Below are 13,692 nucleotides of genomic sequence, written 5' to 3' on the forward strand. Positions count from 1 at the left end.
TTGTCTTATCAGTTGATCAGTTTAATGTCGTCTATCGTTTTGTTCTGCTTTTCCTCTATACCCTGAGCCTTTTCCCTCATTTTGGTGTTGAACGCCTGGTCAACGATAGTGGGAGTGATAAGCACCAGGATCTCCCTCTTTTGCTGTACAAGTTCGGTCCTTTTAAAAAAATTGCCCAGCAGAGGTATTGCGGACAGATAAGGGACGCCGATCTCCGCCTTGGTCTTGTAGTTCTTTGTAAGCCCGGCTATGACAACCGTCTCCCCATTGCGAACCACCAGTTGGTTCCTTGTTTCTGTGGTGGTCTCATTGGGCATTCCGTCGTTAGAGATGCCGCCCTCGCTCACGGACGGATAGATGCTCATTTTTATGTGCCCGTCATTGGTTATGTGCGGCGTGAATTTAAGCTTGGTGCCTGTTTCAAGGTACTGCACATCCTGCAAAGTGCCGGTCTGCGTGGTCAAAAGGTTCCTGTATCCAAGTTTGCCCCCGATAAATATTTCCGCTTCCTGGTGGTTAAGAGCCGTGATAGAAGGAGAAGCAACTATATCATAGTTGCCTTTCTTCTCCAACGCCGTAAAATAAGCCTTGAGATTGTCCCTCATCACCTGCGCATACATGCCCGGAGCGATAGCATCCGCTGTGGGCGGCTGCGCCCCCATGAACTGGCCGAAGTTCTGGCTGCCCGGCGAGCTGAAGTACTGCCAGCTGAAACCGAAGGTCGAAGGATTAAAGTTGTCGCCGCTGCCGGTCTGGACCTCTATTATCTTGGCCTGCACATGCACCTGCAGGGGTAGTTTATCCATTGCTTTGACGACATTCTCTATCCGTTCTATATTTTTTCCCGAAGCTCTCACCACTATAGAATTGGTGCCTTTATTGACAGAAACGCCCTCACCCTGCGCGAGCAAACTCGAGAGGGTGTTCTTTAGTTCCTCCGCGTTCATATAGTAAACCGGTATTGTCTTCATAGAGTAATTGGCATCCGACGGCTTTGGAGCGGCTGCCGGAGCAGGAGAGCTTTCCTGCGCGGCTTCCTGCCTCACCTGCAGGAACAAGTCTCTCCCCCACAGGGACGCGGGGCTCATCAGGACCAGCAAAACTAAGGCCCAAACGGTTTTTTTCATTTCTCTCCCCTTCTCTTTATGTTATAGGAACGGCGTCAAGATCTTGATCCTGGAAATTATCTTTTTATTGTCATTTGACATATTAACAGAATCTATCTCAAAAACGGTGTCCAACTCGCTCATTTCTTCAAAGAACACCACGGAATTCTGATAGGAGCCTTCCGTTTCTATCTCAATGGATATTTTGTTGTCCGAAGATACCTGCTTTAGCGAAAGGAGAGCCAGTTTGCTCTCTTTGATCCTGCTTTCGATAAATCCAACCACCATGGCCAGCTGCTCTTCTTTGGGATGGATCATGACCTTTTTGTCCTGCTGGGGCGATCCGCTCTGAGGCTGGGAAAGCCTCTGGACCTTTGCCTTAAGCAGTCCGCTGTCAAAGTGCAGGACAGAAACGCGCCCCAGCAGCGGATCAAGAAGAAAGGTCCAATAAACAAAGAACACCAGGCAGGCTGCAGCAGCCAGAGCCCAATACTTTTCTCTCTGAGAGATGTTCATTATCAGCTCTGCTCCTTAAGGCCGCAGTGTATCTCAAAATCAACCGTCGGAACGGTAAACTCGGAAGAGCTCTGCATATAAGAGATGTCCACACTTTTAAAGATCTTGCCTTTTTTTAGTTCTTTAACGAATTTGGATATGCCGCTGGTCCGGCCTTCCACTATCACGCCTCTGATTATGAGCCGGTCCAAAGGATTGCTGTAATCAAGGGACCTGAAATAGATGCCCTTTGGGGTCAGAGCATAAAGTTCTTTCATTACCACGGCAAAGCGCTCGCCTTTTCTTTTGTCCGAAAAGGAGGAGATAAGCCTTTCCATATCGGAAGAAAGTTCCTGACCTGATGTTTCCACGCTAAGGCTTTTATAGGCTGCCTCTAGCGCTTTGTGCTCCTTCTGCGCGGACGGGACAACGATAAAGTTTAGCCAACAGTAAAGCAGCAAAAGGGTCAGCCCATAGACGGCCGAAACGGAGTAAAGGTTGACCGATCTTTGCAGCGCACTTATAAAAGGAAAGCGGAGCTCAAATGGGAGGAGCTCCAGACGGCATCTATCCAGCAGAGCCGCTCCCACGGCAAGGCTTAGATGGGGCAGGCTCTCCTTAAGGGCCGGTTCCTTGGCAGAAGCCTTTACCGCCATCTCTTTAACTTCTATCCCAAGCTCTTCGGACAGGTACTGCGCAAGACCTGTCAGCCTTGAGCCTCCTCCGGTCACAAAAACCTTTGCGAACTCGGCAGTATCCCCGGTCTCCTGCCTGTAATATTCAAAGGTCCTCAGGATCTCCGCGCCTATTTTTTCGAGCGCCGGCCGCATCATTGCCATTATTTCTGATGCCGGCAGTCCTGAGGCTTTGGTATAAGAATCAAAGTCCATGGGTATGCCGAATTTGTTCTTGAGCTCTTCCGCGCGGTTAAGGTCCAAATCTATCCTTTCGCTGCCGGCCACCACAGTACCTGTCATTGAGCGGGCTATAGTATCCGAGCCAACCTTTACCTCTCTTGCGAACACCGCTTTGCCCGCTTTCATCAACAGGATAAGGGAAGAAAATTTTCCCAGATTTATGAGGCAGACCGGGTCCTTTTCCTGTTGAGGGTATTGGCCGCTGAGCGCGCACACGGAAGGCACCAGAACCTTTATTTTTAGCCCTGCTCTCTGAAGCGCCGAGGCTATCTTTCCGGCATATTCTTTGGTGATATAAGCACAAAAATAGAACCTCTTATCGGAACCTTCCACACGGGCTATCGGGTAATAATCTATGACAAGCTGATCTCCTGCAACGGATGCCAGGTTCTCTATCTTATGCTCTATTGCCTCGTCCAGTTCTTTTTCCGGCAGTTGCGGCAGGTCTATAAGGGCAAAAGAAACATCTTCCCCGGAAAGCGCCGCAACCGCGTCCCTCGAGCGCACTTTGTTCTTTTGCAGAGAGGCTTTAACGGTTTCGTAAAGGTGCTCAACAGAGTCGGCGTTCTCAAAGTAATCTATGGAGTAGCTAAGGACGCGGCAATCCCCGTCCCCGGACAGGACTTCAGCCAGTTTTACGGCATTGGGGCGCACATCAAGCGCCACTAGTCTTTTTGTCGGCATTTGTTCCTCAGATGCTGGCTATGTATAGGGTAAGTATCACGGCCGCCGCCACCAGAAAGGCCCAACCGGACACCAAAACCCATCCCCGAAGCTCCGAGCCAAGCCCCGGTTTATTCCCCTCGTTCATAGTTAGAATTCTACAATACGGCCCGATACTATGCAAGGAAATTATCGCCCGCTTTTAAATCCCTGCTTCTGATGCTAGAATCCACATTGTATGCAAAAGAGGGGTTTTGCTCTTATAGCGCTCATCATCCTTGTGGTTCTTATCGGGATCATTGCTTATCCGACATCCTCCTTGATCTTTCAAAGCCTGCGCCACAACGCCTTAAGGGCGCAAAAATTCCAGGCCCTTGCTGCCGCGCAGGCCGGTCTGATGAAAGCAGCCTACGAAAAGCTGGAAAATAACTCCGGCGCACCGGCAAGCGCTTTGCTATCGGGCGCTCAATATTACACTTACGATTACCTCGGGGGCGGAGGAGGTTCGCAGGCAAAGGATTTTGTCTATATTGACGCTTCGGGAAGCGGAGTAACTTCCGGCAACAGGAATGTCTTCAACTGGAATATTATAAATAAGAGCACCTCGGCAAACTATACTATAACGCACATAACCGTCATATGGGATTCCCCTTCCGGGAGGACGCTCAACCAAATATGGCTTGGCAGCACGCAAAGGTGGAACGGATCGCAGAACACTTCAGGCATAATGACTAACATAACGGACCATATAATACCTTCTGCTTCAACCGTGACCGGCAATTATTTCCGATTCAATCAACCCATGCAAAACTATGTTGTTTCTGCCATATTCCACTTTAGCGACGGCTCTTTTGTGCAGTCCCAGCTATATCCGCCAAATACTCCGACCCCGCCCTCGGGAGGCAGCCCCACCGTTATTAGATCCACAGGAAAATTCGTCGACTCGAGCATGAACGTCAAAATGCGTCAGACCATGGTCGCAACTTTTTCTGCAAGCGGCGGCTCTTTAAAAATAACCGAGTACAGCGAAACTTCGGAGCATCTGCTGCCATGAGAAGAAAAGGCTTCACTTTAATAGAGCTGATACTGTCTGTGGTGGTGGCAGGAATGATCCTGCTGTCCTTTGCCGCCTCGTACAGGCAGATGATAGCAGGACTTATCTATGACAGCGACCTTTCTAAGGCCATCGCGCTTTCGCAGCTGGAGTTTTCCATTATTAACAGCATCAGTTATACCGACCCTAGCCTTTCTAACGGCTACAACGCTCTGACATCAAACTACAAGGGGTCGGGCTATGATATGCGCAGGCAGGTCTCTTATGATCTTGGAACAGATGCAACTGCGCAGAGCCTAAAAAGGATAACAATTACGGTCTACAGGGGCGGCTCTGCTTCCCCCATATTGTCGACAGTAACACTGAGGGCAAAAAATGTGTCGTACGGACCTTAGGATACAGGCCGGGGTGAGGGCTGGTAGCCCTGCAAGGGTAAAAGGCTTTACTCTTATAGAGCTTATTATGGTGGTGGTGCTGCTGGGCATAATAGGAGCGGCCGGGGCATCCTTTTTTTTTCCGGTGCTTAACACTTTTTTTGCGGTGCCGTCCCAGATCAGGGGGCAGCAGATAGGCAACCTGACAGCGGATGAGTGTATCGAGGGCGGGCCCTCTTCCGAAGGACTCAGGAGGATGAAAAGCATCACGGCGGCAAGCGATACCTCGATTTCTTATCTTCTTCCGGATTCCTCCAGCGTAACGCTTTCCTGGAGCAATGCCACAAAAAAGCTGACCAAGACCGATACTTCGGGCAGCTTTGTACTGCCAAGGCAGTATCCCGGAAATGAAATGAGCCTGGACGGACAGACCCCGGGAGTGATCTTCAGGTATTATGACGCTTCAGGAAGCATAATAAGTTCGCCGGTGGTGAGCACGGGCAATATTGCAAGGATAGAAATGAACTGGATAATTTACACCGGGTCAGCAGATATTAAGAAACTCGAAGCCAAATACCTGCTGAACACCGGTGTTATGATAAAACAGTTTTGAAACTACATCGGCGTGTGAGCCGCGTCGTTGGATTCCGATGAGCCGTTGGAACTGTTATAGACCCATCCTCCCGCTCCGGTATACGAAGCCGCAACCGCGTTCGAAGCCGGGGTCAGCGGATTGGTCGGGACCACTCCTTCCGCAAACAGTGTTCCGTCAAGCGCCGCAGGATATGCCGGCGAGCCGTTGACCGCATTCTCGGCGTATTTGATTGCTATCGCAGACCGCACTGAGCCCATCGCGCCTTTGGCAGCCGCCACCTTGGCCTGTGTGGAAAGGTCAACATACTTCGGTATCGATATCGCGGCAATGATACCGAGGATAACGATAACCATTATCAATTCTATCAGAGTAAAACCTTTTTTCGACAAAATATTCACCCCCCCCTTTGATCAATTCTTCAGTCTCGGAAAGATTATAGCACGGGGCCCTAATTAAAATACAGCTGCATCATGTTCCAGGACGGCATAAAGACCCCAAGAGCAAGCACCAGCACAAAACCCGCAAGCACAAAGATGAACAGCGGCTCTATCAGCGTCATGAGATTGGAAACCACATAGTCCGTTTCTTCGTCAAAATAGGACGAGACCTTGCCCAGCATTTCCGGCAGGTTGCCGGACCTCTCCCCCAGGGCTGTCATGTGAACGGCCACCGCAGGAAAAACACCGGATTTTTTCATCGCAAGGTTGATCGGACTGCCGCTAAGAACTTCTTCCTTTACCGTTGATATCTTTTCCGAAATGGCCGCATTCCCGGTAGTTTCTGCCGTGAGCTCAAGCGCCAGGGAGGCGGGTATGCCGCTCTGCAAAAGGTCCGAGAGCATCCTAAAGAACCTGGCAAGGGACAGTTTGGCCGCAAGGTCGCCTATTACCGGCAGTTTAAGCACCATAGAATCGAAAAACTTTTTCCCTTTCTTCGTCTTAAGATATCTCCCCAGGATCAGGGCGGTAATAAATATGCCCACCAGGACAATGAACCAGTATTTGGAGGCAAAGGAACTGATCAACAGCAGTATCTTTGTGGGAAGCGGCAGCTCGGTCTTGAGACCGGCAAAAACGGAACTGAACCTGGGAATAATAAAGAACACGGCAAGAATAAAAGCAATAACAAGAACGGTAAGCACTATGACCGGATAGCGCAGCGCGGATTTGACCTTGGTTTCGAACTGGTTCTCCCTTTCCAGGGCAGAAGATATCCTCATAAGGACCTCGCCCAGCGTTCCGCTTTTTTCCCCTGCCTCGACCATTGCGACAACTGTCGAAGAAAACACCGAAGGATGTTTTTTCAGAGAGGCGGAAAAACTGCTGCCGGACTCGATATCCGACTTTATCATTGAGATTATCCGTTTCATGCTGGAGCCGGCCGTCTGCTCTTCGAGCACGGAAAGCGATTCGAACAACGGCACCCCTGCAGCCACGACCACGGACAGTTGGCGGAATACGATGGAAAGGTCCCTCAGTTTCACCTTGTTGAGTTCCAGCAGAATAGAGGAAAGGTCAAGGAGCGCGGGTTTTTCTTCCGCACTTACCAGGATAAGGCCTTTCAGATCAAGAAGAGATGAGACCTGATGGCTTGAAGAAGCCTCTATCTCCCCCTCTACCGGAGCGCCGTCCCGATTTCTGGCCCTGTATTTATACCTGCTCAAGCTCGGTGACCCTCATTACTTCGTCCAGGCTTGTAAGGCCCTGCGCCACTTTTATCATGCCGTCCTCGTACAGCGTCCTCATCCCTTTTGAAACGGCGTATTTTTTTATGTCCTGCGCGCTTTTTTTGTCTGTTATCATTTTCCTTATCTCTTCATCGACCAAAAGCAGCTCGAACACTCCGGTCCTGCCTTTGTAGCCTGTGTTCCTGCACACTTTGCAGCCCTCGCCCTTGTAGATCTTTTTGATCTCCGGAAATCTTTCGGCCAGCGTTTCCGGAGCAGGCAGTTCTTTTTTGCACTTTTTGCAGATGAGCCGGACCAGCCTCTGGGCAAGGATGGCCTCGACAGACGAAGAAATTAGGAACGGCTCCAGCCCCATATCCAGCAGCCTGGTCAAAGCGCCGGCAGCATCATTTGTGTGCAGTGTGGAAAAGACCAGATGGCCGGTAAGGGAGGACTGTATGGCTATCTCTGCTGTCTCAAGGTCCCTTATCTCCCCTATCAATATGACATCAGGGTCCTGGCGCAGTATGGAGCGCAGGGCCGAGGCAAAGGTAAGGCCGGCCTTTACATTGACCTGCGCCTGGGTGATCCCGTCCATCTCGTATTCGATAGGATCTTCCACCGTCATGATGTTGAGCTCCCTGCTGTTCAACTCCGTCAGCATGGAATAAAGCGTTGTGGTTTTGCCGGAGCCCGTCGGGCCCGTAACCAGGATTATGCCGTGAGGTTTTTGGATAGTTTTTCTAAACTTTTCCAGATTATCGTCCGTAAAACCTATCTGAGGCAGTTTGTAGACCATTGCCGACTTGTCCAGTATCCTAAGCACTATTTTTTCACCGTAGGCTGAAGGAAAGGAGGACACACGGAGGTCGATATTCCTTCCCATGGATGAGAATTCAAATCTGCCGTCCTGCGGGATCCGGCTCTCTGCTATATCCATTCCCGACAGGACCTTGACCCTTGAAGCTATGGGGCCGATCATGTAAGAAGGCATTGTGGTTTCTTCGTGTAATACCCCGTCTATCCTGAGCCGGACCCTGACATGCTTTGCTTCGGGCTCTATATGTATGTCCGAGGCGCCCTGAGACACAGCGGAATTAAGGATCACATTAACAAGTTTAACAATGGGGGCCGTCTCTTCCTGTGTCTTTTTTGGCTTGGCTTCCCCCACAGTGGTCTTGTATTCTTTAACCACCTCTTCCACCACTCCGGAGATGCCGTAGTATTCGGCAATGGCCTCTTCTATCTGTTTTAGATCGCTGCGCACCACCGAAACATCCAGCCCTGTTATAGTGCGGAGTTCATCAAGGGCAAGGATGTTATTGGGCTGGGCCATTGCCACCGTAAGGGCAGATCCCACCTTGAACAGCGGTATCAACCCGTATTTCTGCGATACAAGAGCGGGTACCAGGTCCACCGCGGCCTGGTCTATCGTGTAAGTGGAAAGATCGATCTCAGGAACATCGGAAACGTTTTTTTTCTGCACTATTCAGTTCTCTCTTAGTAACTCCACGATCTTTTCTTTAAGCACTTCATGTTTAAAGGGTTTGGTAATAAAAGCGTCCGCTCCGGCCTCCTGCCCCATTGCAATATCCTTTTCTGCGGCTCTGGCTGTAAGCAGTATCACCGGTATTTCCTTGTAATTAACGTCAAACTTAAGCATCCTGCAAACTTGATAGCCGTCCAGTTTAGGCAGCATCAGGTCAAGAATGAGGAGGTCCGGCTTGATCTGCCTTGCCTTTTCAAGCCCCTCCTGCCCGTCGTAGGCCTCGAACACCTGATAACCCAGAGGCTCAAGGCCAAGCCTGATTATCTCTACAAGGTCTTTTTCGTCATCAACTATGAGTATTTTTTTCAACTGCGTCTCTTTCAGGAATTTATCGTCTGTTTTTTATTATAGTGTTTTGGAAAAGTAAATACAAATTTTGTTCCCTCTCCATATTTTGACTGCGCCCAAATCCTGCCTCCATGCAACTCAACAAGCGCTTTTGTTATGGACAGTCCAAGCCCCGTTCCCTTAGGCCCTGAACCCGGAACCCTGCCGAACTGTCTGAATTTTTCGAACAGGTGCTCCATATCCTCTTCTTTTATTCCCACCCCGGTATCGGAGATTTCTATCCTAAGGAATTGACCTTCGTCTTTCCCCGACACATGCACTTTGCCGCCCTCCCTGTTGTAATTGATGGCATTCGCAATAAGGTTGGTCACTATCTGCCTGAATTTGTCCTTATCGGCAAAAACCTTTAATCCTCCTTCAAAAGGGCACTCGGATTCAATCCCTATCTTCTTTTCGCTCGCTTTTGCGGAAAGCTGTTCCAGAAGGTCCTGCATAACGGAACAGATATCAAACTCGACCGGATTAAGCTCCTGCTTTTTTGCCTCTATCTTGGATATGTCGAGAAGGTCGGAGATAAGTTTTTCCAGGTTCTTGATATTCTCCCTGACCATATTTAATATCTTTGCCTGTTTTTCCTCCAATTTCCCGTAAACCTGGTCGCTGATAAGATCGGCGCCTTCCTTGATTATGGTAAGAGGGGTCCTTAATTCATGCGATACGGTCGCGACAAATTCGGTCTTGAGGTCGCTTAACTGCTTTAACTCGCTCTCAACATGCTTGCGTTCCGTAATGTCCCTGGAAAGGACTACGAAATGCGGCGCCTCTCCTGCGGCGGAGGCTTTCCTGGAAACGGACAGTTCAAACCATCTGCTGCCTTGAGGAAGTGTAAGCTCAAACTCCCTGCCATGGGAAAACCCTTTTTCGTTTGCTTCTTTCAGTGCTGCGATACACACCTCGGCGGCCTCCTGAGGCATGACATCAAACACTTTTTTCCCGACGAGGTCCTGGACCGGAGCGGCAAGAAGTTCCTGTCTTGGAGAATGAGCGGCATAATATGTCCCGTCAAGCCCGGCTTCAAAAAGAGGATCTGGTATGGCATCGAGCGTGGCTTCGAGGCTGTCTTGTGCTTCTCTGATCTTTTCTTCCTGAAGTTTGCGCTGAGTTATGTCAAGAGTAAAGCCTATGACCCCTATGATATTTCCTTTTGGGTCCTTATAGGGGATCTTGTCCGTCTGCACCCATAGTGTGCCCTGTCTGGTGTTCATCTTTTCAACTATGCCATACTTTGGCATACCCGAATCCATTACCTCTTTATCGTCCTTCCAGTAGCGGTCCGCGTCCTCTTTTGTAAAAAGCTCCCACAAAGACCTGCCTTCCATATCCTGTTTTGAATAGCCGCTGGCCCTAGCCATGGCTTCGTTGACCCTGACAAAACGGTTCTCCCTGTCCTTGTAAAATATCATCGCAGGAGTAGCGTCCAGAATGGTCTTTTGCTGTTCGTTAAGTTCGCTTATCAGTTCTTCGCTCGTTATCCTGTCCGTTATATCCGTGGCTATCCCGGTCACACCTTCCACCATGCCATCGCTGCCAAAGACCGGAGATACGAAAGTGTCAAATACTATTTTCTGAACTCGCACAATACCGGCCCACGGATGACCTCCAATAGCTGCACGAACCCCCTCCGCTATCCCGGGAACATCCTTATAGACATCGAAAACAGACCTTCCGACCACCTGCCCCGGCTCAAGCCCCAGAGATGACAGCCCTTTGCCGTCAGAAAGGGTGAACACGCCGTTTCGATCCAGGGAAAAGATGACCCCCTGAAGATTGGATATTACGGTCTTCTGCAGCTCAGCATATTCTCTTAGTTTTTCTTCAGCGATCTTCCTTTCGGTTATGTCCTGCATTATATGGACCACTTTTTCGATCCTGCCAGAAGCGTCAAAAACTGGCGTCGTGGAGATCCTGAACCATTTGCCCAGGCTCTTTTCAAATACTTCTGCTTCTTCCGGCCTCTTTGAAGAAAGCGAGCGGGCCATCGGACAGGATGCAAGAGGGCTATCGGTTTTGTGGAATACTTCGTAGCATTTTCTGCCTAGTAGGTCTTCTTTTTTGATCCCCAACAGACGGCAGGCCGTACTGTTAGCATTAGTGATCATATATTCGGAATTCTGCACGGTTATTCCTTCAGCCATATTGTCAAAGGTCTTTTCCCATTCCTGTGCGGCAAGGCGGAGCCTGTTTTCGTCCTGTATCCTCTGGGAAACATCCCTGAACACAAGAACAACCCCAAGAAAAACTCCCGAGGTTTTTATTATTATGGGAGATGCGCTGTCCGAGATGTTAAACTCTCTTCCGTCAGCACTTATAAGCAATGCGTGGTTCTTAAGCTTGACCTGATCTCTTGTGCGAAGAACCTCAAGAACAGGATTTTCTATGGGATTTCTTGATAATTCCTCCACTATTTTCATGACATCTTCAATAAGTCTGCCCCTGGCCTCTTCCAACCTGAGCCCGAGCATACGCAGAGCGGATTCATTGGCGATCAATATTCTGCCGGAGTGATCCGTTGTTATCAGCCCGTCGCCTACGCTCTGAAGTGTAATGGCCAGCTGCTCCTTGTCCAACATCATCTCAAGCAGCCGCAGCTCCCTGTCGTTGATAAAATAAAGAAGACCCATTGCCAGAACAGCACATGCCGCAGTAATAAGCATGGCAGTGGAGCGCGAAGTCTGTATCGATCCGGCAGGATAAAGAGTATAAAGCATCCATCCGGGCACTGATGCTGCAGAAGAATTTACCAGGACCGGGGACCCTTTGAATTCGGTCAGATCACCGCTGGATGGCTTTTTTTCAAGGACAGGTTCCGTGAGCACATGCCTGTACTGCAGGTCCTTTACCTTGGAACCAGCGGCAAAGGACTCTATGGGCCAAAGCGGTCTAAAGATAAGGTCCTTTTCGTCCGATAGAAAGATTATGCCGTCGCTGTCCACAAGCAGAACAGCGGAAGAGGGATTTAGAACAGCCTCAAGTTCTTCAATATCTTTTTTCGCTGTCACAACACCGGCAGGCCTTCCTTCTGATAGAACCGGAGCACTTGAATAGTATCCTCTTTTGCCGGAAACGATCCCAACAGCAAGGTAGGAAGAGGGCTCTCCTGCAATGGCATTTTTGAAATAGGGCCTAAAGGAAAAGTCCCGCCCCATAAATGAGTCGGGCTGCTTCCTATTGGAGGCGGCTATAACGACCCCTTTGTCGTCCATAAGATAGCAGACTGACAGGCCGAATGAGCTGTTATATCTGTCCAGAACGCTGTTGGCCTCGTCATTCCGCGGCCCTGTCATTTTTTCCAGCAGCGGCCCTATCCACGGCGAGCCGGCCATGGCTTTGACCGCGCGGTCCGCCGTTTGCATGCTCTCGCTGAGCAGATCGACCACCAGTTTGGCATCGGAAGCGGCCCTGTCCTCGATCAGTCTTTTCTGCCGTTGTCCAAAATGCTCCGTTGCAAACCATCCTATGAACAAAATGAGAACAAAAACCGCCAGCGATCTGTAAAAACCCCAGGCCTTTGCCGGATAAGGATGCCCGCGTTCCCTGCTGTTGTCCTCGATGGTCTTTTGGCAATAGTTCAAGGTGAGCCAGGCCGACGCAATAGCAAGCAGCGCCCTTACCAACTGTATAGGCATACCGACCAGGGCAAGGAACAGTGATTCATTAAGAACAAAAAACCTTATATTCTCGGAATCAGGCACTACCAATCCTTGGACAACAAAAAAAGCCGCGAAAATGATCGAAAGGTATTTTAGAGCGGCAGGCCGGGAAGAGTTAAGATTCCAGAGGACATAAGAGGCGATCAGCACTGACGGGATCCCGAAGAAATATCGGATCAGCATTTCGGCATCCCGGCCGCTCAAAAGGACGCCCAAAACAGCGGAAAGGACCAGAAAATAGTAAAAGCGGCTGGAAAAAAACTCTGTTCCCGACTTTTTTGCGGTTCTTTGCGAAAAGCCTAGAAGAAAAAGGAAAGAACCGGCAAGGAACGCCAGCCCCAAATAATAAACAACCTCCGAATGATAAAGAAAAGCAGAAATAAGCAGAAAAAGCTTATTGGCGGACTGAAAAAACCAGAAAAGAGAAAGAGTGCCCCAGTCTGCTTCGCCCGGCCTTGTTCTTCTCAGTATGAGAGCTGCAACCCCTGCCAGAATAAAGGAAAGGCAGGAGAAGAAGTATATATAGTCAAGCTGTACAAACAGAAACTCCATCACGATCTCCCTCTTTTTTTGGGCTTAACCATCTTTTAGCTTATTATCCCACTGTCACTTTTACCAGAAGATCTCCTTTTTTGGAACAGCACGGGCAGCTCTCGCCCAGCCCGGCAAGCCGTAGCTTGGTCCCTGAGGTTATGCCCTTTGGCACCATGACGGTGATGGGCTTTCGCCCGGGGATCGAGAGTTCTATCTTGCCTCCGCTTACAGCCAGCGCCTGCGGAATGGAGATGCCTGCGTTAACATCTGTAGATACCTTTTGGGTGCGGGGAGGCGTTGAGTAAACCCTGTTAAAACCCCTTCTTTCCCCTCCCGAAAAGGAATCCCCGAAAATATCATCGAACATCTCATAGTCCATGCCCGCAGAAGAACTTCTGCGCCCGGCGCCTGTGGCAAAACCGAGGTGGGATAATAGATCCTCGATATCAAAGCCCTGGGTATAGGTGTAGGACTGGCCGCCCCTTGCTCCCCTTGCAAAGCCGCCCTTTCTGAAAAGGTCGTATTCTTCTTTTCTTTTCTTATCCCCCAGGACATAATAAGCCTCGGAAACCTCCTTGAACTTTGCTTCCGCTGTTTTTCTGTCATTGGGGTTCATGTCGGGGTGGTATTTTTTGGCCAGTTTGCGGTAAGCCGTTTTGATCTCGTCTATCGAGGAAGTCTCTCCCACCCCCAGGATCTTGTAATAGTCTTTGTTCTGGGACGGCATCTTTTGATCCCCCG

12 protein-coding genes are annotated in these 13,692 nt (G+C 49.8%); 3 read left to right on the plus strand and 9 right to left on the minus strand.

Translation table 11 applies throughout. The features are described 5' to 3' along the window. Positions 1–8: 8 nt before the first annotated feature. From WC490_00060 to pilM, 3 genes are read right to left on the minus strand one after another with little or no spacing between them, the layout of a single operon-like run. On the minus strand, positions 9–1,127 hold the full coding sequence (locus WC490_00060; GenBank protein MFA5097010.1) for a secretin N-terminal domain-containing protein: 1,119 nt from the start codon (positions 1,125–1,127) through the stop codon (positions 9–11). Between the two features lie 21 nt (positions 1,128–1,148). Continuing rightward, positions 1,149–1,622, minus strand: a complete 474-nt coding sequence (locus WC490_00065; GenBank protein MFA5097011.1) for a hypothetical protein — start codon at positions 1,620–1,622, stop codon at positions 1,149–1,151. 2 nt (positions 1,623–1,624) lie between these two features. Next, positions 1,625–3,202 (minus strand): pilus assembly protein PilM, encoded by a 1,578-nt coding sequence (gene pilM / locus WC490_00070; GenBank protein MFA5097012.1) that lies wholly within the window; start codon positions 3,200–3,202, stop codon positions 1,625–1,627. Between the two features lie 217 nt (positions 3,203–3,419). Here pilM and WC490_00075 point away from each other — a divergent pair, with 217 nt between their 5' ends. From WC490_00075 to WC490_00085, 3 genes are read left to right on the plus strand one after another with little or no spacing between them, the layout of a single operon-like run. Continuing rightward, positions 3,420–4,235, plus strand: a complete 816-nt coding sequence (locus WC490_00075) for a hypothetical protein (GenBank protein MFA5097013.1) — start codon at positions 3,420–3,422, stop codon at positions 4,233–4,235. Further along, a complete protein-coding gene (locus WC490_00080; protein MFA5097014.1) occupies positions 4,232–4,630 on the plus strand; it encodes a prepilin-type N-terminal cleavage/methylation domain-containing protein in 399 nt (132 codons plus the stop codon). The genes WC490_00075 and WC490_00080 overlap by 4 nt, the downstream gene beginning before the upstream one ends. After that, positions 4,611–5,222 carry a type II secretion system protein gene (locus WC490_00085; protein MFA5097015.1) on the plus strand — a complete coding sequence of 204 codons (612 nt, stop codon included), beginning with the start codon at positions 4,611–4,613 and terminating at the stop codon, positions 5,220–5,222. The genes WC490_00080 and WC490_00085 overlap by 20 nt, the downstream gene beginning before the upstream one ends. Positions 5,223–5,224: 2 nt before the next feature. Here the strand turns inward: WC490_00085 and WC490_00090 are convergent, their stop codons facing one another. Genes WC490_00090 through WC490_00115 form a run of 6 tightly spaced genes read right to left on the minus strand, consistent with a single transcriptional unit; the run spans position 5,225 to position 13,678 of the window. After that, positions 5,225–5,593, minus strand: coding sequence for a prepilin-type N-terminal cleavage/methylation domain-containing protein (locus WC490_00090; GenBank protein MFA5097016.1), 369 nt, complete (start codon positions 5,591–5,593; stop codon positions 5,225–5,227). A gap of 59 nt (positions 5,594–5,652) precedes the next feature. Next, positions 5,653–6,867, minus strand: a complete 1,215-nt coding sequence (locus WC490_00095) for a type II secretion system F family protein (GenBank protein MFA5097017.1) — start codon at positions 6,865–6,867, stop codon at positions 5,653–5,655. Beyond that, a complete protein-coding gene (locus WC490_00100) occupies positions 6,854–8,356 on the minus strand; it encodes a GspE/PulE family protein (protein ID MFA5097018.1) in 1,503 nt (500 codons plus the stop codon). Before WC490_00100 ends, WC490_00095 begins: the two co-directional genes overlap by 14 nt. 3 nt (positions 8,357–8,359) lie before the next feature. Next, positions 8,360–8,728, minus strand: a complete 369-nt coding sequence (locus WC490_00105) for a response regulator (protein ID MFA5097019.1) — start codon at positions 8,726–8,728, stop codon at positions 8,360–8,362. Positions 8,729–8,739: 11 nt separating this feature from the next. Next, a complete protein-coding gene (locus WC490_00110) occupies positions 8,740–12,969 on the minus strand; it encodes a PAS domain-containing protein (protein MFA5097020.1) in 4,230 nt (1,409 codons plus the stop codon). Between the two features lie 43 nt (positions 12,970–13,012). Further along, the gene (locus WC490_00115) at positions 13,013–13,678 is read right to left on the minus strand and encodes a DnaJ domain-containing protein (GenBank protein MFA5097021.1); all 666 of its coding nucleotides are present in this window, start codon (positions 13,676–13,678) and stop codon (positions 13,013–13,015) included. Between the last annotated feature and the right edge of the window lie 14 nt (positions 13,679–13,692).

This window comes from Candidatus Margulisiibacteriota bacterium (genome assembly GCA_041650635.1).
GTDB lineage: Bacteria > Margulisbacteria > WOR-1 > JAKLHX01 > JBAZKV01 > JBAZKV01.